Below are 19,533 nucleotides of genomic sequence, written 5' to 3'. Positions count from 1 at the left end.
CTCCTTCGGCGGTTACCGGGACACGGGTGTCGTGGCGGCGGGTTCCGCGCTGCCTTCGCTCGCCCGCTGCGTCGGAAGTGTCGCATGCCGTACGAAGTCCGGCGGTTCGATGCTGATGCGGGGCAGCCGCCGGTCCAGCCAGCGGGGCAGCCACCAGTTGGCGCCGCCGAGCATGTGCATGAGGGCCGGTACGAGGAGGGTGCGGAGCACGAAGGCGTCCAGGGCCACCGCCGCGGCCAGCGCGATGCCGAACATGGCGATGATGCGGTCCCCGCTGAGCACGAAGGCGAGGAAGACGGAGATCATGATCACGGCGGCGGAGTTGATGACCCGGCTGGTCTCGGCCAGGCCGACCCGGACCGCCCGGGTGTTGTCCCCGGTCTCCAGCCACTCCTCGTACATCCGACTGACCAGGAAGACCTGGTAGTCCATGGACAGTCCGAAGAGCACGGAGACCATGATCACCGGGAGGAAGGGCTCGATCGGGCCGGCGCTGCCGAGGCCCAGCAGCTCGCTGCCCCAGCCCCACTGGAAGATCGCGACGACGATGCCGAAGGAGGAGGCGACCGCGGCCACGTTCATCGCGGCGGCCTTGAGGGGGATGCCGATCGAGCGGAACGCCAGCAGGAGCAGGGCGCAGCCGAGGGTGATGACCACGCCGACGAACAGCGGCAGCTTGCCGATGATGACCTCGGCGAAGTCGTCGTAGCCGGCCGTCACCCCGCCGACGTGGACCTGCATGGTGCTGCCGTGCTCGGCCTCGGGGATCACGGTGCCGCGGAGCCGGTCGACGAGGGCGCTGGTGTCGCGGGACTGCGGGGCGGATTCCGGTATGACGGTGAGGACGGCGGTGTCCCCGCTGCGGTTGGAGACGGCCGGGCCGGTGGAGGCGACTCCGGGGGTGGTGCGGAGGGTCTCGGCGAGCCGGTCGAGGGCCACCCGGTCGCCGGCCCCGTCGAGGCGGGCCACGAGGGCGAGCGGCCCGTTGACTCCGGGGCCGAATCCGTCGGCCAGCAGGTCGTAGGCCTGCCGGGTGGTGGAGGTGGCCGGGTTGTTGCCCTGGTCGGAGGTGCCGAGGTGGAGGGAGAGGGTGGGCAGCGCGAGGACGGCCATGACCACGGCGGCGACGGCGCCGAGCAGCTTGGGGTGGCGTTCGACGAAGGCCGACCAGCGGGCGGCGAAGCCGGTGAGCACTTCCGGTTCCGGGCCGTGCTCGGCGAGCCGGCGGCGTTCGCGGCGGGACAGGGCGCGCGTGCCGATGAGGGAGAGGAGCGCCGGCAGCAGGGTCACCGAGGCGGCGACGGTGAGCACGACGGTGAGGGAGGCGGCGAGGGCGACCCCGTTGAGGAAGTTCAGCCGCAGGATCAGCATGCCGAGCAGGGCGATGCAGACGGTGGCGCCGGCGAAGACGACGGCCCGGCCGGTGGTCGCCACGGCGTTCTGCGCGGACTCCTCGACCGTCAGGCCGCGTTTGAGGCCCTTGCGGTGCCGGGTGACGATGAAGAGCGCGTAGTCGATGCCGACGCCGAGGCCGATGAGCATGCCGAGCATGGGCGCGAAGTCGGCCACGGACATGGCGTGGCCGAGCAGCACGATGCCCGCGTAGGCGGTGCCGACGCTGACCAGGGCGGTGGCGATGGGCAGCAGGCTGGCGGCCAGCGAGCCGAAGGCGAGGAAGAGGACCACGGCGGCCACGGCCACGCCGATGACCTCGGCGAGGTGGGCGGTGGGGGCCTCGGTGAGGCCGACGGCCCGGCCGCCGAGTTCGACCTGGAGCCCGTCCCCTTCGGCGGCCTTGGCGGTGTCCACCACGGCCTGGGCCTGGCTCTTGGGTACGGCGTCGGCCTGCCGGTCGAAGGTGACCACGGCGTAGGCGGTGCGCCCGTCGGCGCTGATCTGGGCGGCGCCCTCGGGGCGGTAGGGGCCGCTGACGGAGCCGATGCCGGGCAGGTCGGCGATCCGGTCGAGCACGCGGCTCATGCGCTGCTCGACTTCGGGGGTGCGGGCGGTCCGGCCGGCCGGGGTGTGCCACACGACGGTGTCGGTGTCCCCGCCCTGGCCGTGGAAGCCCTCGCGGAGCAGCTCGGTCGCGCGTCCCGACTCGGTGCCGGGTACCTCGTAGTCGTTGGAGTACGCGGTGCCGGCGACGGCCGCTGCGGCGGCGGTGCCGCCGAACGCGAGGAGCCAGAGGAGGACGGCGACGAGGCGGTGCCGGATGCACCACCGTGCGATTGCTGCCAACGGACGTGCTCCCTGGTGGTTCGGATCTTTACCGGGAACACCCGACGCAAAGAACGCTGTGCCTGATCACTCAACGGTCACACCGGACCAGGGACACCATTGCAGCGATTGGTGATCGTTGGTCCGTTTCGTGTGCATCGTCACAGGGGCTTCCGCGCGGTGGGGACCTTCGCCCCGGGACGGTGGCCCCGGCCGTCGGTTACAGGCGCCCTTCGAGCGTCCTTCGGGCACCCGTCGAGCGTCTCGGGGGCGACCTGCGAGCGGGGGTCGAGGGCCCGTCGAGCGCCCTGCGACGTCCCGGCGGGCGCGCCGCCGGATCAGCTCCGCGTGTTGACGAAGCCGATCACGACCGCTCCCCACCAGCACACCTGGGAGATGCCGGCGGTGGCGGCGCAGCGCAGGGTGAGGGCGGCGGGCAGGGCCGCGGCGCCGGACGCGCCCTCGGCGCCGAGGTGGCCCTTGAGGCGCTCGCCGAGGGTGCCGGCCTGGAGTCCGTTGACGGTGAGGACGAGGACGAGGAGCAGCTTGGTCTGGGTGAGCGGCGAGCCGAGGTCCGGGTGGAGCATGACCCCGCTGCCGACGAGCCCGGCCAGGCCGGCCCAGATCGGGGTGTGCAGCCGGGCGGTGGCGGCGGTGACCTCGGCGAGCGTGCAGCGCCCGGTGAGCCAGAGCGCTCCGTACCAGTCGGCCGAGAGCACCGCTCCGAAGCCGAGGACGAGGGAGGCGAGGTGGACGAAGAGGGCGGCGTTGTGGAGTGCGGGGTCGACGCGCAGGTGGGCGGAGACCCACAGCGCCCCGGTGATGAGGAGCACCGCTCCGAGGCCGGTGGCGGAGACCGTCCACCAGGAGTCGTAGACCCGGAGCGGTCCCGGTCTGCCCTTCGCCACCTCCGGCATGCCCACCGCCATGACCGCCTCCTCCGCTCGGCACCAATCACTCAGGGAAGGCTTACCTAATATTTATGTGAGGCGTCAACCTTCGTCCACGCCCTGATCGGGGGTCACCCGGTACCCGGGCACCGAGGGCCAGCGCACGGTGAGGACCACGGAGTCCTCCTCGGCGTACCAGGAGTGGTCCACCCCGCGTCCCCAGACCACGTAGTCGCCCTGCTCGGCCAGGACCACGCTGCGGCCCGGGAGTTCGACCCGGAAGCGACCGCTGACCAGGACCTGGAGCGCGGTCCGCGCCTCGCCCCGCACCCACTGCGCCCGCCGGTCCCCCCGGGGGTGGATCCCCCACTTGATCTCGACGTCCGCGCTGTGGCGGGGATCACCCGGCTCCTTGAAGTGGCCGAGCAGCCAGCCGTGGTCGAGGGGGGCGTCCTTGCCGGCGTTGCCCACGTACACGTTCTCTGAGGTGTGCTCTGTCATGGCACGGAGCGTAGGGCCGGGGCGTGCGGGCAATCCGGTTGCAGGCGGGCCCGCGGGCCTGCTGGGGTGGGGGCATGGATCATGCTTCGGTACGCGAACTGTACGACCTCGAGATGCGGCGCAACGCCGCGCCCGACGGGCCGGGGGCCCGGGTGGAGCGCCTGGAGCGGGTGGTGCGCCAGAGCGCCCCGCCGCTCGGCTTCAACGGGGTCCTGTGGTCGGACCTGGACGAGTCCGGGGCGGATCGGGTGATCGCCGAGCAGATCGCGCACTTCGCCTCCCTGGAGGGCGGCCGCACCTGGGAGTGGAAGCTCTACCTGCACGACACCCCGGCGGACCTGGGCGCCCGGCTGCAGGCGGCCGGGCTGGAGCCCGAGGAGCCGGAGACCCTCATGGTCGCCGAGGTGGCCGGGCTGTCCACCGACCAGACCCCGCCGCCGGGGATCGAGCTGCGGCCGGTCACCGACGCGGCCGGGGTGGAGCTGATGATGGCGGTGCACGACCGCGCCTTCGGCGGGGCGCCCCGGCCGGACCTGCACCGGCAGCTGCTGGACCTGGTCACCGGGGAACCCGAGCGGGTCGCCGCGGTGGTCGCGATGGCCGGGGAGGTCCCGGTGAGCGCGGCGCGGCTGGAGATGCGGCCGGGGGCGCCCTTCGCGGGCCTGTGGGGCGGCGGCACCGCCCCGGAGTGGCGCGGCCGGGGCATCTACCGCGCCCTCGTCGCCTACCGGGCCGGCATCGCGGCCGCGCACGGCATCCGGTACCTGCAGGTGGACGCCTCGGACCAGAGCCGGCCCATCCTGGAGCGGCTGGGCTTCGCGCCGCTCGGGGTGACCGTGCCGTACGTCTGGCCCGGACTGCGGCCGGAGGGCGAGCAGTGACCGGGGACCTCGGAACGGGAACGGGAGCCGGATCCGGAGCCGGAACCGGACCCGAAAACGGCAAGGGCAATGGCAGCGGAGCCGGTACGGCACCCGGCACCGGAGCGGCCGGGGCGCAGCCGTCCGACCCGCGCGTGCCCCCGCCGCTGACCGGCGGCGAGCGCGAGACCCTGCGCGCCTTCCTCGACTACCAGCGGGCCACCCTCGCCCTGAAGTGCGAGGGGCTCGGCGACGAGGAGCTGCGGCGGCGCTCCAGCCCGCCGTCCACGCTCACCCTGCTCGGCCTGGTCCGGCACATGGCGGAGGTGGAGCGGGCGTGGTTCCGCCGGGCGATCGCCGGCGAGGACGTACCGCTGCTGTGGTCGGACGAGGGGGACTACCAGGCGGCGTACGACGCGGGCTCCGCGACCCGTTCCGAGGCCTTCGCCGCGTGGGAGGCCGAGGTGGCCCGCGCCCGCCGGATCGAGGCGGCCGCGGAATCCCTCGACACCCTGGGCCACCAGCCCCGCTGGAACGCGGACGTGTCCCTGCGGCTGGTGATGCTCCACATGATCCACGAGTACGCGCGGCACAACGGCCACGCGGACTTCCTGCGCGAGGCCATCGACGGGACGGTGGGGGCGTAGGTGGCGGTCCGCGGAGTGCCGTTGCGGGCGGCGCTCGGCGCCGGGCTGGGCCGGCCGAGCGCCGCCGTGCTCCTGGACAGCAGCCCGCGCTCGCGCGTCTGGCGGGTGGAACTGCCCGGCGGGCCCGCGGTGGTGAAGCAGAGCACGGGCGGGCCCGACGCGGACGAGCGCTTCCTCCGGGAGCGGACCGCGCTGGGCCTGGCGGCCCGGGCCGGCCGCGGCCCCGGCCGGAGTCCGGTCGCCCCGCGGGTCCTCGGCGCGGACCCCGTCGAGCGGGTCCTCGTCCTGGAATGGCTGGAGCACCGGCCGCCGGGTCCGCACTGGCAGGTCGGCTACGCCGCGGCGCTGGCCCGGCTGCACGCCGCGGCCGGGCCGCAGGACGCCGGGGCGCTGCCCCGTGTGCAGGGGCCCGGCGAGCGGGACGTGGCGGCCTTCCTCGGGTTCGCCGACGCACTCGGGGTACCGGCGCCGGCGGCGGCAGCGGACGAGCTGCACGCGCTGGCCGGGCGGCTGGCCGCCCTGCCGGGGCACGCCCTGCTGCACGGGGACCCCTGCCCCGGCAACGACCTGCACACCGGCGAGGGCATCAGGTTCGTGGACTTCGAGCAGGCCTGCCTCGGCAGCGGGGTGACGGAACTCGCCTATCTGCGCATCGGGTTCCCCAGCTGCTGGTGCGCGACCGGCCCGGCCGCGGAACTGCTCGCCCGCGCCGAGTCCGCGTACGCCGAGGCCTGGCGGGCGGAGACCGGCACGGAGGTCGGGGGCGGACTGGCGGACGCGTGCGCCGGCTGGCTGATCCGGGGGGACGCACTGGTGCCGCGGGCCCGCCGGGACGGCACCGACCACCTGGCCAGGGCGCTCCGCCGGGACTGGACGTGGGGCACGGCGGGTGCCCGGCAGCGGCTCTCGCACCGCCTGGGCGTGGTCGGCGCGCTGGCCGCGGGCCGCGAGGACCTGCGCGCGGTGGGCGCGCTCGCCCTCGCGCTGCGTGCGCGCATGCGGGCCCGGTGGCCGGCCGTGCGGCCGCTGCCGGAGCGGCGGCCGGAAGCGGTGTGAGAGTGCGGGCCCGGACCCCCTGCCACCTGCCCCGACCCCGTGCGTACACTTAGGGAAGCCTAACCTAATTGCACTTCGGGGAGCAGTGTGAGTATCGAGGTCTACCGGGACGCCTGGGGCGTCCCGCATCTGCGCGCCGCCGACGCCCGCGAACTCGCCTTCGCCCAGGGCCGGGTGACCGCCACCGACCGTGCCTGGCAGCTGGAGGTGGAGCGGCGGCGCTCGCAGGGCACCACCGCCGCCTTCCTCGGGCCCGAGTCCGTGGCCTGGGACCGGTTCGCCCGGCAGGCCCGGCTCGACGACACCGCGCAGCGCTGCCACGCGGCCCTGGACCCGCAGACCGCCGACTGGGTGCGCGCGTACGTGGACGGGGTCAACGCCGGGATGGCCGCGGGTGCGGCCCGCGACGAGCGGTTCGCCCGCACCGGCCTGGAGACCGTCCCCTGGGAGCCGTGGGTCCCGCTCGGCATCTGGATCTCCACCCACATCCTGTTCGCCGGCTTCCCCACCAAGATCTGGCGCGAGCAGGTGGCCCGCGTCCTCGGCGACGAGGCCCTCACCCTCTTCGCGACCGACGGCCCCGGCACCTCCGGCAGCAACGGCTGGATGGTCCCCGGGGACCGCACCGCCACCGGAGCCGCGCTCATCGCCGGCGACCCGCACCGGTTCATCGAGGACCCGGGCATCTACCAGCAGATCCGCCTCTCCTGCCCGGAGTACGACGTCCTGGGCCTGGCGGTGCCCGGGGTCCCCGGCCTCGCGCACTTCGGCCACACCGGCAGCGCCGCCTGGGCCATCACCAACGCCATGGCCGACTACCACGACCTCTACCGGGAGCGGCTGCGCCCGGCCCCCGGCGGCGGCACCGAGGCCCTGGGCCCCGACGGCACCTGGGAGCCGGTGTCCCGGCACACCGAGACCATCGAGGTGGCCGGGGCCGAGCCGGTGCAGGTCGAGATCACGGAGACCGCGCGCGGTCCGGTGATCGCCGGACACCTCGCGGGGATCACCGCGGGCGCTGCCGCAGCCGCCTCCGGCGACCCTGCGGGCGGGACCCCCGGCGGCCCGGCCGGCGGCGAGGAGTGCGTCAGCCTCCGCTACCCGCCCAGGGTCCGCGCCGACCTCGGCTTCGCCGTGCTCCCCGCCCTGCTGCGGGCCCGTACGGTCGCCGACATCGACCGCGCCCTCGACGGCTGGGCCGAGCCGGTGAACGTGGTGCACGCCGCGGACACCGAGGGCGGCCTGCTGCACCGCGTGGCGGGGGCCGTCCCGGTGCGCTCCCGGGACAACAAGCTGCGCCTGGTGCCCGCCTGGGAGCCCGGCCACGAGTGGCAGGGCTGGGCCGCGACCGCCGGCGAGCCGGTCCAGGGCTTCGCCGTGATGGCCAACGCCCGCGGCATCGCCTCCCCGTTCGGCATCGAGTTCGCGCCCCCGCACCGGGCCAACCGGATCCGCGAGCTGCTCAGCGGCTCCGCCGACTGGACCGCCGAGGGCATGGCCACCGTCCACACGGACACCTTCCTGGCCTCCGCGGCCCCGCTGCTCGACCTGCTCGGACCGCTCACCGGCCTCTCCCCCGCCGCCGAGGACCTGCGCGCCCGGCTGCTGGCCTGGGACCGGCACATGGACGCCGACAGCACCGACGCAAGCCTGTTCGCCGCCCTGCGCCACTCCGTGGTCCGGGCCGTCGCCGCCGATCCGGCGCTGGCCGGGCTGGCCGGCACCCCGGGCGCGCCGGAGGTCTTCCACCCGTGGCTGTACCTGCTGCCCAAGGTGGGCTACGCGCTGGAGGGCATCCTGACCACCCGGCTGCTGCCCGGCCTGGACCGGCCCGCGCTGGTACGGGCCGCGCTGGAGGAGGTCGCGGCCCGCCCCGGGGAGCCCGCCCCCTGGTCCGAGCTGCACCGCCTCACCCCCTGGCAGGCCGTACCGGACCCGGAGGCCGAGTGGCCGGGCCTGGGCGGGGACCACGACTGCGTGCTCGCCACCTCCAGCGTGCCGGGCTTCACCGATCTCACCACCCGGGGCCCCTCGGCCCGCTACGTCTGGGACCTCGGCTCCCGCGAGGACAGCCTGTGGGTGGTCCCGCTGGGCGCCGACGGGGTCACCGGCGCCGCCCACCACCGCGACCAGCTCGCCCTCTGGGCCCGCGGCGAACTCGTTCCGGTCGTCACCGACTGGGCCCGACTCACCAAGGAATCCGCATGACCTCGCCCGTCCCCGCCCCCGCCCCCGCCGCCCGGACCCCCCGGGAGCCCGTCCACACCGAGGAGGTCGCGGGCTTCGGCACCGTGACCATCACCCCGGTGGACCCGGCCGCCGACGCCCCCCTGATCCACGGCTGGGTCACCGAGGAGCGGGCCCGCTTCTGGGGCATGTCCGAGGCGAGCGAGGAGCTCGTCCGGGAGATCTACGAGGACGTGGACCGGCGCACCACCCACCACGCCTTCCTCGTGCGCCGCGACGGCCTGCCCGTGGCACTGTTCCAGTCCTACGAGCCCGCCGAGGACCGGGTGGGCGAGTGCTACGAGGTGCAGGCCGGGGACACCGGGGTGCACCTGCTGCTCGGCCCGGTCTCCGGCACCGCCGAGCGCGGGTTCACGGGCAGGCTGATCGGCGTCTTCCTCGGCTACCTCTTCGGCTCCGGGGCCACCCGGCTGGTCGCCGAGCCCGACGCGCGCAACGACAAGGCGATCGCCCTGCTGGAGCGGATCGGCTTCGAAATGGGGCCGGAGATCGAGCTGCCGGAGATCGACCTCCCCGAGGTCCACCTCGCCCCGAAGCGGGCCCGGCTGGGCTTCCTGAAGGCTCCGGCCCGCCGGGACGGCTGACGGGACCGCCGGAACGCTGACGGGACCGCCGGGACGGTTGACCGCACCGCCCGCGGGCGGGAGGCTGGCCCCGGTCATCCACGGGCGGTCGAAGGGGGCGGCATGGCGGTACGCGCACCACGGGCCGGCCGGGGTCCGGCGGCCCGCCGGACCTTCCGGTGGGCCCTGCCCGCGGCGGCGGTGACGGCGCTCCTCGCCGTCCTGTTCGCCCTGTACGCCTTCCACGGCCTGGCCTCCCTCGGCGCGGAGTGAGCCGTACGCACGGGGAGGCGGGCACACCGACGCACGGGAGCCCCCGCCGGCCACGGCCGGCGGGGGCTCCCCGCTGTGCAGTGCGGGCTCAGCCCTCGACGCCCAGCTTCTCCAGGATGAGCTCCTTGACGCGGGCCGCGTCCGCCTGACCGCGGGTGGTCTTCATGACCGCGCCGACCAGGGCGCCGACCGCCGCGACCTTGCCGCCGCGGATCTTGTCCGCGATGGCCGCGTTCCCGGCGATGGCCTCGTCCACGGCCGCGCCGAGCGCGCCCTCGTCCGAGACGACCTTCAGGCCGCGCTTCTCGACGACCTCGTCCGGGCCGCCCTCGCCGGCGAGGACGCCTTCGAGGACCTGGCGGGCCAGCTTGTCGTTCAGGTCGCCGGCCGCGACCAGCTCCGCCACCCGGGCCACCTGGGCCGGGGTGATCGCGAGCTCGTCCACGCCGATGCCCTGCTCGTTGGCGTTGCGGGCCAGCTCGCCCATCCACCACTTGCGCGCGGCGACGGAGTCGGCGCCGGCCTCGATGGTCGCGACGATGGAGTCCACGGCGCCGGCGTTGAGGATCGACTGCATGTCGAACTCGCTGATGCCCCACTCCTGGACGAGCCGGTTGCGGCGCACGCGCGGCATCTCCGGGAGGGCGGCGCGCAGCTCCTCGACCCACTCGCGCGAGGGCGCGACGGGGACCAGGTCGGGCTCCGGGAAGTACCGGTAGTCCTCGGCGTTGTCCTTGATGCGGCCGGAGGTGGTGGAGCCGTCGTCCTCGTGGAAGTGACGGGTCTCCTGGACGATCGTGCCGCCGGACTCCAGGACGGCCGCGTGGCGCTGGATCTCGAAGCGGGCCGCGCGCTCGACCGACCGGAGCGAGTTGACGTTCTTGGTCTCGCTGCGGGTGCCGAACTTCTGCGTGCCGTGGGGGCGCAGCGACAGGTTCACGTCGCAGCGCATCTGGCCCTTGTCCATGCGGGCCTCGGAGACGCCCAGGGCCTTGATGACCTCGCGCAGCTCGGCCACGTACGCCTTGGCGACCTCGGGGGCCCGCGCACCCGCGCCCTCGATCGGCTTGGTGACGATCTCGATGAGCGGGATGCCGGCGCGGTTGTAGTCCAGCAGGGAGTGGGACGCGCCGTGGATGCGGCCGGTGGCGCCGCCGACGTGGGTCGACTTGCCGGTGTCCTCCTCCATGTGGGCGCGCTCGATCTCCACGCGGAAGACCTCGCCGTCCTCCAGCTGGACGTCCAGGTAGCCGTTGAAGGCGATGGGCTCGTCGTACTGGGAGGTCTGGAAGTTCTTCGGCATGTCCGGATAGAAGTAGTTCTTCCGGGCGAAGCGGCACCACTCGGCGATCTCGCAGTTCAGCGCGAGGCCGATCTTGACGGCCGACTCCACGCCGACCGCGTTCACGACCGGGAGCGAGCCGGGCAGGCCGAGGCAGGTGGGGCAGGTCTGCGAGTTGGGCTCGGCGCCCAGCTCGGTGGAGCAGCCGCAGAACATCTTGGTGCGGGTACCGAGCTCGACATGGACTTCGAGGCCCATGACGGGGTCGTACGCCGCGAGGGCCGCGTCGTACGACAGGAGTTCAGTGACGGTCACGTTGAAACTTTCCCTCTCAGCCCAGCAGGACGTCGTCGTCGCCGAGGCGCTTCAGCTCGCGGTACAGGATCGCGAGGCCGGTGACGATGGCGGCGGCGGACACAACGGCGTCGACCAGCTGCAGCGTGTCGTGCTCGGTGCGGGCCTTGCGGGCCTGCTTGATCACGCTGATGGCACCGAAGGCGGTGGTGCCGATCGACAGGTACGTACCGGACTTGGACTTCTTGAAGCCCTTGGCCTTGGTCAGTGCACTCACAGCGACGGAGCCTCCTCCAGCAGCGGGTGGCCCCAGCGCTCGACGAAGGCGGCCTCGACGGCGGCACCGACCTTGTACAGGCGGTCGTCCTTCATCGCCGGGGCGATGATCTGCAGTCCGACCGGGAGGCCGTCCTCGGGCGCCAGGCCGCACGGGAGCGACATGGCCGAGTTGCCGGCCAGGTTGGTCGGGATGGTGCACAGGTCCGCGAGGTACATCGCCATCGGGTCGTCGGCGCGCTCGCCGATCGCGAAGGCGGTGGTCGGGGTCGTCGGGGAGACGATCACGTCCACCTGCTCGAAGGCCTTCTCGAAGTCCTTCGTGATGAGGGTGCGGACCTTCTGGGCCGAGCCGTAGTACGCGTCGTAGTAGCCGGAGCTGAGCGCGTACGTGCCGAGGATGATGCGGCGCTTGACCTCGTCGCCGAAGCCGGCCTCGCGGGTCAGGGCGGTGACTTCCTCGGCGGACCTGGTGCCGTCGTCGCCGACGCGCAGGCCGTAGCGCATGGCGTCGAAGCGGGCCAGGTTCGAGGAGCACTCGGACGGGGCGATCAGGTAGTACGCCGCCAGCGCGAGGTCGAAGGACGGGCAGTCCAGCTCGACGATCTCGGCGCCGAGCTCCTTGAGCAGCTCGACCGACTCGTCGAAGCGCTGCACGACGCCGGCCTGGTAGCCCTCGCCGCGGAACTGCTTGACGACGCCGACGCGCATGCCGGCCACCGAGCCGTTGCGCGCGGCCTCGACGACCGGCGGGACCGGGGCGTCGATGGAGGTGGAGTCGAGCGGGTCGTGGCCGGCGATGACCTCGTGCAGCAGGGCCGCGTCGAGGACCGTGCGGGCGCAGGGGCCGCCCTGGTCGAGGGAGGAGGAGAAGGCCACCATGCCGTAGCGGGAGACGCCGCCGTAGGTCGGCTTGACGCCGACGGTGGCGGTGACGGCCGCGGGCTGGCGGATGGAGCCGCCGGTGTCGGTGCCGATGGCGAGGGGGGCCTCGTACGCGGCGAGGGCCGCGGAGGAGCCGCCGCCCGAGCCGCCGGGGATCCGGGTGAGGTCCCAGGGGTTGCCGGTGGGGCCGAAGGCGCTGTTCTCGGTGGAGGACCCCATGGCGAACTCGTCCATGTTGGTCTTGCCGAGGATGACGACGTCGGCTTCCTTCAGCTTGCGCGTCAGGGTGGCGTCGTACGGCGGGATCCAGCCTTCGAGGATCTTGGATCCCACGGTGGTCGGGACGCCCTTGGTGGTGAAGATGTCCTTCAGCGCGAGCGGGACGCCGGCCAGCGGGCCCAGCTTCTCGCCGGCGGCGCGCTTGGCGTCGACGGCGCGGGCCTGGGCCAGCGCGCCCTCGGTGTCGACGTGGAGGAAGGCGTGCACCTTCTCGTCGACGGCGGCGATGCGCGCCAGGTGGGCCTCGGTGACCTCGACCGCGGTGAGCTCGCCGGAGGCGATCTTCTCCGCGATCTCGGCGGCGGTGAGCTTGATGATCTCCGACATGGTGGTTAGTCCTCCCCCAGGATCTGCGGCACCTTGAAACGCTGCTGCTCCTGGGCGGGGGCTCCGGAGAGCGCCTGCTCGGGGGTGAGCGACGGGCGGACCTCGTCCGCGCGCATGACGTTGGTCAGCGGCAGCGGGTGGGAGGTCGGCGGGACGTCTTGGTCGGCGACCTCGGAGACGCGGGCGACCGCGCCGATGATGTCGTCCAGCTGTCCGGCGAAGTGATCCAGCTCCGCGGGCTTCAGCTCCAGACGCGCCAGCCGAGCGAGGTGGGCGACCTCCTCGCGCGTGATGCCAGGCATGCAGCGATCCTCTGAGGGTGGTGTGCGTGTAGGTTTCGGGCCCAATCCTAGGGGGCGGGGCCCTCACTGCACGAAACGGTTTGGCGGGAGCCGGGGGCACGGCCCCCGCCGGACCGCTTCCGGGACCGCTGCGGGGGCGCGTACGGGGCCCTGTCCGCGGTCGGTACGACCCGCTGCACGGGCCCCCGTGCGGGACCCCGGTGGTCAGCGGCGGGCGCCGAAGTTCTGGACCCACCAGGGTCCGTTGCCCTTGAGGTTCACGCCCACCCCGATGTCCTTGAAGCGGCAGTCCAGGATGTTGGCGCGGTGGCCGGGGCTGTCCATCCAGCCGGCCATGGCCTTGGCGGGGGTGCGGGGGCTCTTGTAGATGTTCTCGCCCCAGCGCATCCAGGGGTAGCCGGCCCTGGTCATCCGGTCCCCGGCGCTGCGGCCCTCGGGGCTGGTGTGGGAGTAGTAGTTGCGCTTGGCCATGTCGTCGGCGTGCGCCTGGGCGGCCTTCATCAGGCGCTTGTCGGTGCGCAGCGGGGCGCAGCCGGCCCGGCGCCGCTCGGCGTTGGCGAGCTCGATGACCTTCCGGGCGTAGCGGGCGGCCTTGGCGGAGGCCGCCGGTGCGGCCTGCGCCGCGGGTATCGCCTGACGGGCGGGGGCCGCGGGCCGGGCGTCCGCGACGGTGCCCGCGTGGCCGGCCGCGGGCCACAGGAACGCGGCCGCGGTGGCGGCGGAGGCGGCGGCCGCCACGGACAGGACGGTCGTGCGGCCCCGGGAGCGGCGGTGGCGGGCGGGGGCGGGGCGGGGGTCGTCGTGCTGGGGCATGGATCTCCGTTCTCTGTTCCGCCGGGATGTCCGGCTACAGAGGGAGACCCGCCACCGAGGTGCAGACAACACTTTTTTCGTACTTATTTTTCGGTGCGGGCCCGCCCGGGTCCTTTCGGTACGGGCCCGCCCGGGCGGGTCACGGCAGGGCGCGCCGCACCCGGTCCGCGGTCTCGGCGGCCGAGGAGGCCGCGAGTTCCGCCGTGACGTCGGCCGGGCGGCGCCAGCCGCGCTCCCCGCGGGCCAGCAGCCAGGCGGTGGCCTCGGCCGGGGGCATGGCGGCGGCCACCAGCCAGCCCTGTACGGCGTCGCAGCCCAGGTCGCGCAGGCGTTCCCAGGTCTCGTCGTCCTCGACGCCCTCGGCGACCACGAGGAGGCCCAGGGAGTGGGCGAGGTCGACGGTGCAGCGCACGATCTCGGCGTCCTGCGCGTCCACGGCGAGCCGGGCCACGAACGAGCGGTCGATCTTCAGCTCGCTGACCGGCAGCCGGCGCAGGTGGACCAGGGAGGAGTAGCCGGTGCCGAAGTCGTCGAGGGACATCTTCACCCCGTGGCCGGTGAGCCCGGCCATGGTGTCGGCGGCCCGCTGCGGGTCCTCCAGGAGCACGTGCTCGGTTATCTCCAGCTGGAGGGCCCCGGCGGGCACCCCGTGGCGGGCCAGCCGGGCGGCGACCGCACCGGCGAATCCGGGGGTGTGGACGTCGCGCGGGGAGACGTTGACGGCCACCGGCACCTTCAGGCCCTGGGCGCGCCAGCGGGCGACCTGGGCGAGGGCCGTCTCCAGTACGTACTCGGTCAGGTGCGGCATCAGGCCGGAGGTCTCGGCGATCGCGATGAACTCGTCCGGGGGGACCCGGCCGCGTTCCGGGTGCACCCAGCGGACCAGCGCCTCCAGTCCGGCCACCTGCCCGTCGAAGCGCACCTTGGGCTGGTAGTGCAGCTCCACCTCGCCGGCGTCGAGGGCGCGGCGCAGGTCCCCGAGGAGGCCGAGCCGGTCGGGCGTGTTGCTGTCCCGCTTGGACTCGTAGACCTCCACTCCGGTGCGGTCCCGCTTGGCCTGGTACATGGCCACGTCGGCGCGGCGCAGCAGGCCCTCGGCGTCGAGGGCGTGGTCGGGGAAGACGGCGAGTCCGGCGCTGGCCTCCAGGACGAGGGTGAGCCCGTCGAGGTCGAGGGGGGAGCTGAGCTCGGCGACGAGGTGGCGGGCGATGCGCTGGGCGCTGGTGGTGGAGTCGGCCACGGGGAGCAGGACGGCGAACTCGTCCCCGCCCAGCCGGGCCGCCTCGGCGTTGCGCGGCAGGGCCAGCCGGAGGCGTTCGGCGATCTGGAGGAGCAGGCGGTCCCCGGCGAGGTGGCCCAGGGTGTCGTTGACGGCACGGAAGCGGTCCAGGTCGATCAGGACCAGTGCGGAGCGGGTGCCGATACGTTCAGCCTCGTCGAGCGCGGTCCAGGCGCGCTCCAGCAGCCAGGACCGGTTGGGCAGGCCGGTGAGCGGGTCGCGCAGCTGCTCCTCGGCGCGGGCCCGGGCGATCCACAGGGTGGAGTCGAGGGCGATCAGCGGTACGGCGAACAGCGGCAGCAGCACCGGCAGGGTGACGGCGACCACGCAGATCAGCGGGGCGATGCCGAGCAGGGCGACGGCGACGAGGGCCTGGCGGAGCATCGCGGTGCGGGCGACGGTGGGCAGTCCGCCGCCGCGCGGTGCGAGGGCGCACCAGAGCAGCACGCGGGTGACGAGGAGGTAGGCCAGGGCGACGAGGACCACCTCGGGGGCGGCGGCGAGGTCCCAGGTGGTGGGCAGCCAGGGTTCCTCGACTCCGGGCGTGTCCCCGAAGGCGGCGAGGACCAGGGCTCCGGCGCCGATGCCGAGCACGTCGACGGCGCCGTGCAGGAGGCCCTGCCGCCAGCGGTGCCGGCGGGCCGCCCCGACGAGGGAGACCACGGAGAGGCTGACCAGTCCGGCGGGCACCCAGCCGTAGAGCAGCAGGACGCCGAGGGTGAGGGCGGCTCCGGAGCCGGTGCCGCCCCACCAGCGGTCCCGGCCGAGGGCGACGAGGTGGCCGACGATGATCCCGGTGAGCAGGGCCAGGCACCAGCCGACGGTGGCGCCGGGGAAGAGGGCGCGGCCGTCGTCGACCGCGCGGACGATGCCGGCGACGAGCACGACCGCGGCGGCGGCGATGACGGCGACCGGCAGGACGGCGCGCCGCCCGGTCCCGGTGTCGAGCGGGTGCGCCTCGGGCGTCCTGGACCCCAGGACGCCGAGCCGTCCGCCCCGCACGAAGGGGGACGCCCCGCCGAATTCAGGTGACGGGTCGGCGCTTTCGGTCGGTTTCATGCCCGTCCCTCTCACAGCCGGCAATGCCGATGCCACGCGATGGCCCCGATGTCATGCCATCACGGCTGGAATTGCCCCACGCAGCCGTGCACGACAGGCGCACCCCTCAACAGTAGGCCGCAGCAGGCTCCCAGGGGCAGCGGTCGGCAGTGGTTGCCCGAATGCGACCCAGCCATCCTCATCAGTACGGTATCCGCCGAACGTGTGAGGCCCGACCAGGACCCCCCTGTCACCCATCTGATGATCCGACAGCTGACGGTCGCCTGGCCAGTCCCGTGCGGGGACTATTCCCCCTCGACCGGAAGGGCGGCTTCGCGAGCCGCCTCCGGCCCCTGCTCCAGCAGCACGGCGAAGCCCGCCTCGTCGAGCACGGGGAGCTTCAGCTGCATCGCCTTGTCGTACTTGGAACCGGGGTTGTCGCCGACGACCACGAAGGAGGTCTTCTTCGAGACCGAACCGGTGACCTTGGCCCCGCGGCTCTGGAGGGCCTCCTTGGCCCCGTCGCGGGTGTGGTTCTGCAGGGTGCCGGTGACGACGACGGTCAGCCCCTCCAGCGGCCGCGGCCCCTGCTCCTCGGCGGAACCTTCCTCCTCCATCCGGACCCCGGCCTCCCGCCACTTGCGCAGGATCTCCTGGTGCCACTCCACGGCGAACCACTCCTTGAGGGAGGCCGCGATGATCGCGCCGACCCCTTCGGTGGCGGTGAGCTCCTCCTCGGTGGCCTGCTCGATCCGCTCGATGGAGCGGAACTCGCGGGCCAGCGCCTCCGCGGCGACCGGGCCGACGTGGCGGATCGAGAGGCCGTTGATGATGCGCGCGAGCGGACGGTTCTTGGCGGCCTCGATGTTCGCCAGCATCGACAGCGTGTTCTTCCGCGGCTCGCCGTCCTGGTTGGCGAAGACGGTGACGATCTTCTCCTCGCCGGTCTTCGGGTCCCGCTTGGGCAGGCCGCTGTCGGCGTCGAGCACGTACGCCTTGATGGGCAGGAGCTGCTCGACCGTCAGCGAGAACAGGTCGCCCTCGTCCAGCATCGGCGGGGTGGCCGGCTCCAGCGGGCGGGTGAGCGCGGCGGCGGCCACCGCGCCGAAGTTCTCGATGTCCAGGCACTGCCGGCCGGCCAGGTAGAACAGCCGTTCGCGCAGCTGCGCGGGGCAGGTCTGGCCGTTGGGACAGCGCAGGTCGATGTCCCCCTCCTTCATCGCCCGCAGCGGGGTGCCGCACTCGGGGCACTCCGCGGGCATGACGAACTCCCGCTCGGTGCCGTCGCGCAGGTCCACCACCGGGCCGAGGATCTCGGGGATGACGTCGCCGGCCTTGCGCAGCACCACGGTGTCCCCGATGAGCACGCCCTTGGCCTTGACGACCTCCTGGTTGTGCAGGGTGGCGAACTCCACCTCGGAGCCGGCCACCTTCACCGGCTCCACCTGGGCGTACGGGGTGACCCGGCCGGTGCGGCCGACGCCGACCTTGATGTCCACCAGCTTGGTGTTGACCTCCTCCGGCGCGTACTTCCACGCGATCGCCCAGCGCGGGGCGCGGGCGGTGGAGCCGAGCCGGCCCTGGAGCGGGATCTCGTCGAGTTTGACCACCACGCCGTCGATCTCGTGCTCGACCGAGTGGCGGTTCTCGCCGAACCGGGCGATGAAGGCGCGGACCTCGTCGAGGGAGTCCACCACCCGGTTGTGCCGGGCGGTGGGCAGCCCCCACGCGTGCAGCAGCTCGTACGCCTGCGAGAGGCGGTCGATGGCGAGCCCCTCGCGGGCCCCGATGCCGTGCACCACCATGTGGAGCGGGCGGGTGGCGGTGACCTTGGGGTCCTTCTGGCGCAGCGAACCGGCCGCCGCGTTGCGCGGGTTGGCGAAGGGCTTGTCCCCGGCCGCCACCAGGCGGGCGTTGAGCTCCTCGAACTTCTCCATCGGGAAGAAGACCTCGCCGCGGATCTCGACGAGGGCCGGGATCCGGTCCCCCTTGAGGCGGTCGGGGATCTCCGCGATGGTCCGCACGTTGGGCGTGATGTCCTCGCCGGTGCGGCCGTCGCCGCGGGTGGCGGCCCGGGTCAGCCGGCCGTTCTCGTACGTCAGGTTGACCGCGAGGCCGTCCACCTTGAGCTCGCACAGGTAGTGGAACGCGGAGCTGCCCACGTCCCGGGCCACCCGGTCGGCCCAGGCGGACAGCTCCTCGTCGTCGAAGGCGTTGTCGAGGGAGAGCATGCGCTCGCGGTGCTCGACGGCGGTGAACTCCGTCTCGTAGGCCCCCGCCACCTTCTGGGTGGGCGAGTCGGGGGTGCGCAGCTCCGGGTACTCCTCCTCCAGGGCCTCCAGGGAGCGCAGCAGCGTGTCGAACTCGGCGTCGCTGACGACCGGCTGGTCCTTCACGTAGTACCGGAAGCGGTGCTCCTCGACCTGCTCGGCGAGCAGGGCGTGCCGCTCACGCGCCTCCACCGGTACCGAGTCGCCCTGCTGCTGTTCGGCTGCCATGCCTGTCCTCCCGTTGAACCGTCACTCAGGGTTGTCGGCGAGCGACCTCGCCGCCCGGACGCAGTGGGCCTGCACCGCGCGGGCATAGGCGGGCGAAGCGCCCGCCAGACCGCACGACGGGGTCACCACGACGGACTCCGCGAGGGTCCCCGGGGACAGGCCCAGCCTGCGCCAGAGCTTCCTGACACCCATGACGCTACCGGCCGGGTCGGACAACGCGGTGTCGGTGCCGGGGACCACTCCGGCGAAGAGTCGCGTGCCCCCTTCGACGGCCTCCCCGATCGCCTCGTCCTCGCGCTCGGTGAGCAGTGAGAAATCGAACGAGACCCCGGTGGCACCGGCCCGGCGCAGCAGGGCGAAGGGCACGGCGGGGGCACACGAGTGCACGGTCACGGGGCCCTCGTGGACGGCGAACAGCTCGCGCAGGGCGCCCTCGACGACCTGCCGGTCCACGGCCCGGTAGGTCCGGTACCCGCTGGCGGTCTTCACCTGGCCGCGCAGCACCGCGGTCAGCGAGGGCTCGTCGAACTGGAGCACGATCTCGGCGCCGGGCACCCGCTTGCGCAGGTCGGCGAGGTGGCCGTGCAGTCCCTCGGCGAGGGAGCCGGCCAGGTCCCGGCAGGCGCCGGCGTCCTGGAGCACCGCCTCCCCGCTGCGCAGTTCGAGCGCGGCGGCGAGGGTCCAGGGGCCGACGGCCTGGACCTTGAGCGGGCCGGTGTAGCCCTGGGTGAACTCCTCCAGCGCGTCGAGGTCCTCGCCGAGCCAGGACCGGGCCCGCCGGGTGTCCCGGCCGGGCCGGTCGCTGATCCGCCAGCCGCTCGGCTCGACGTGCGCGTACATGTCGACGAGCAGGCCCAGGGAGCGGCCGATCATGTCGGCGCCGGGGCCGCGGGCGGGCAGTTCGGGGAGGTACGGGAACTCCTCGAAGGTCCCCGTCACGGTCTTGGCGGCCTCGCGCGCGTCCCCGCCGGGCAGCGAGCCGACTCCGGTGGCGGTCATGGGC

General features: G+C 73.8%; 17 protein-coding genes. 6 read left to right on the top strand and 11 right to left on the bottom strand.

What is annotated here, in order from left to right; genetic code table 11:
- Nucleotides 1-12: 12 nt before the first annotated feature.
- The 3 genes from ACZ407_RS25310 to ACZ407_RS25300 form a co-directional block, all read right to left on the bottom strand.
- Nucleotides 13-2,241: an MMPL family transporter gene (locus ACZ407_RS25310; RefSeq protein ID WP_468131981.1), complete on the bottom strand. Its 2,229-nt coding sequence runs from the start codon at nucleotides 2,239-2,241 to the stop codon at nucleotides 13-15.
- Nucleotides 2,242-2,558: 317 nt separating this feature from the next.
- Entirely contained in the window at nucleotides 2,559-3,149 is a 591-nt protein-coding gene (locus ACZ407_RS25305) for a hypothetical protein (RefSeq protein ID WP_468131979.1), read from the bottom strand.
- 63 nt (nucleotides 3,150-3,212) lie between these two features.
- Nucleotides 3,213-3,611 (bottom strand): cupin domain-containing protein, encoded by a 399-nt coding sequence (locus ACZ407_RS25300; RefSeq protein ID WP_468131977.1) that lies wholly within the window; start codon nucleotides 3,609-3,611, stop codon nucleotides 3,213-3,215.
- A 74-nt stretch (nucleotides 3,612-3,685) separates the two neighbouring features.
- Between ACZ407_RS25300 and ACZ407_RS25295 the strand changes: the two genes are divergently transcribed.
- From ACZ407_RS25295 to ACZ407_RS25270, 6 genes are all read left to right on the top strand, one after another.
- Nucleotides 3,686-4,492 (top strand): GNAT family N-acetyltransferase, encoded by an 807-nt coding sequence (locus ACZ407_RS25295; RefSeq protein WP_468131975.1) that lies wholly within the window; start codon nucleotides 3,686-3,688, stop codon nucleotides 4,490-4,492.
- 134 nt (nucleotides 4,493-4,626) lie between these two features.
- On the top strand, nucleotides 4,627-5,118 hold the full coding sequence (locus ACZ407_RS25290; protein WP_468131973.1) for a DinB family protein: 492 nt from the start codon (nucleotides 4,627-4,629) through the stop codon (nucleotides 5,116-5,118).
- Nucleotides 5,119-6,174 (top strand): phosphotransferase family protein, encoded by a 1,056-nt coding sequence (locus tag ACZ407_RS25285; RefSeq protein ID WP_468131971.1) that lies wholly within the window; start codon nucleotides 5,119-5,121, stop codon nucleotides 6,172-6,174.
- 87 nt (nucleotides 6,175-6,261) lie between these two features.
- Nucleotides 6,262-8,382 (top strand): penicillin acylase family protein, encoded by a 2,121-nt coding sequence (locus ACZ407_RS25280; RefSeq protein WP_468131969.1) that lies wholly within the window; start codon nucleotides 6,262-6,264, stop codon nucleotides 8,380-8,382.
- The gene (locus tag ACZ407_RS25275) at nucleotides 8,379-9,005 is read left to right on the top strand and encodes a GNAT family N-acetyltransferase (RefSeq protein ID WP_468131967.1); all 627 of its coding nucleotides are present in this window, start codon (nucleotides 8,379-8,381) and stop codon (nucleotides 9,003-9,005) included. Before ACZ407_RS25280 ends, ACZ407_RS25275 begins: the two co-directional genes overlap by 4 nt.
- A 102-nt stretch (nucleotides 9,006-9,107) precedes the next feature.
- The gene (locus ACZ407_RS25270) at nucleotides 9,108-9,257 is read left to right on the top strand and encodes a hypothetical protein (protein ID WP_468131965.1); all 150 of its coding nucleotides are present in this window, start codon (nucleotides 9,108-9,110) and stop codon (nucleotides 9,255-9,257) included.
- An 88-nt stretch (nucleotides 9,258-9,345) separates the two neighbouring features.
- On the opposite strand, the gene gatB is transcribed toward ACZ407_RS25270, so the two are convergent.
- From gatB to ACZ407_RS25230, 8 genes are all read right to left on the bottom strand, one after another.
- Nucleotides 9,346-10,854, bottom strand: a complete 1,509-nt coding sequence (gatB, locus tag ACZ407_RS25265) for an Asp-tRNA(Asn)/Glu-tRNA(Gln) amidotransferase subunit GatB (protein ID WP_468131963.1) — start codon at nucleotides 10,852-10,854, stop codon at nucleotides 9,346-9,348.
- A 16-nt stretch (nucleotides 10,855-10,870) separates the two neighbouring features.
- Entirely contained in the window at nucleotides 10,871-11,110 is a 240-nt protein-coding gene (locus ACZ407_RS25260; RefSeq protein WP_468131961.1) for a hypothetical protein, read from the bottom strand.
- Nucleotides 11,107-12,600, bottom strand: coding sequence for an Asp-tRNA(Asn)/Glu-tRNA(Gln) amidotransferase subunit GatA (gene gatA, locus ACZ407_RS25255; protein WP_468131959.1), 1,494 nt, complete (start codon nucleotides 12,598-12,600; stop codon nucleotides 11,107-11,109). Before gatA ends, ACZ407_RS25260 begins: the two co-directional genes overlap by 4 nt.
- Before the next feature lie 5 nt (nucleotides 12,601-12,605).
- Nucleotides 12,606-12,902: an Asp-tRNA(Asn)/Glu-tRNA(Gln) amidotransferase subunit GatC gene (gatC, locus tag ACZ407_RS25250; protein ID WP_226734775.1), complete on the bottom strand. Its 297-nt coding sequence runs from the start codon at nucleotides 12,900-12,902 to the stop codon at nucleotides 12,606-12,608.
- 204 nt (nucleotides 12,903-13,106) lie between these two features.
- Nucleotides 13,107-13,715 carry a CAP domain-containing protein gene (locus tag ACZ407_RS25245; protein ID WP_468131957.1) on the bottom strand — a complete coding sequence of 203 codons (609 nt, stop codon included), beginning with the start codon at nucleotides 13,713-13,715 and terminating at the stop codon, nucleotides 13,107-13,109.
- 139 nt (nucleotides 13,716-13,854) lie between these two features.
- Entirely contained in the window at nucleotides 13,855-15,996 is a 2,142-nt protein-coding gene (locus tag ACZ407_RS25240) for a putative bifunctional diguanylate cyclase/phosphodiesterase (protein ID WP_468132060.1), read from the bottom strand.
- Nucleotides 15,997-16,337: 341 nt separating this feature from the next.
- The gene (gene ligA, locus ACZ407_RS25235) at nucleotides 16,338-18,530 is read right to left on the bottom strand and encodes an NAD-dependent DNA ligase LigA (RefSeq protein WP_468131955.1); all 2,193 of its coding nucleotides are present in this window, start codon (nucleotides 18,528-18,530) and stop codon (nucleotides 16,338-16,340) included.
- Between the two features lie 21 nt (nucleotides 18,531-18,551).
- Nucleotides 18,552-19,529: a methionine synthase gene (locus tag ACZ407_RS25230; RefSeq protein ID WP_468131953.1), complete on the bottom strand. Its 978-nt coding sequence runs from the start codon at nucleotides 19,527-19,529 to the stop codon at nucleotides 18,552-18,554.
- Nucleotides 19,530-19,533 lie beyond the last annotated feature (4 nt).

Source organism: Streptomyces sp. NPDC030809 (assembly GCF_055572195.1).
The sequence above is the reverse complement of the archived record's forward strand: the minus strand, read 5'-3'. Positions and strand labels throughout refer to the sequence as shown.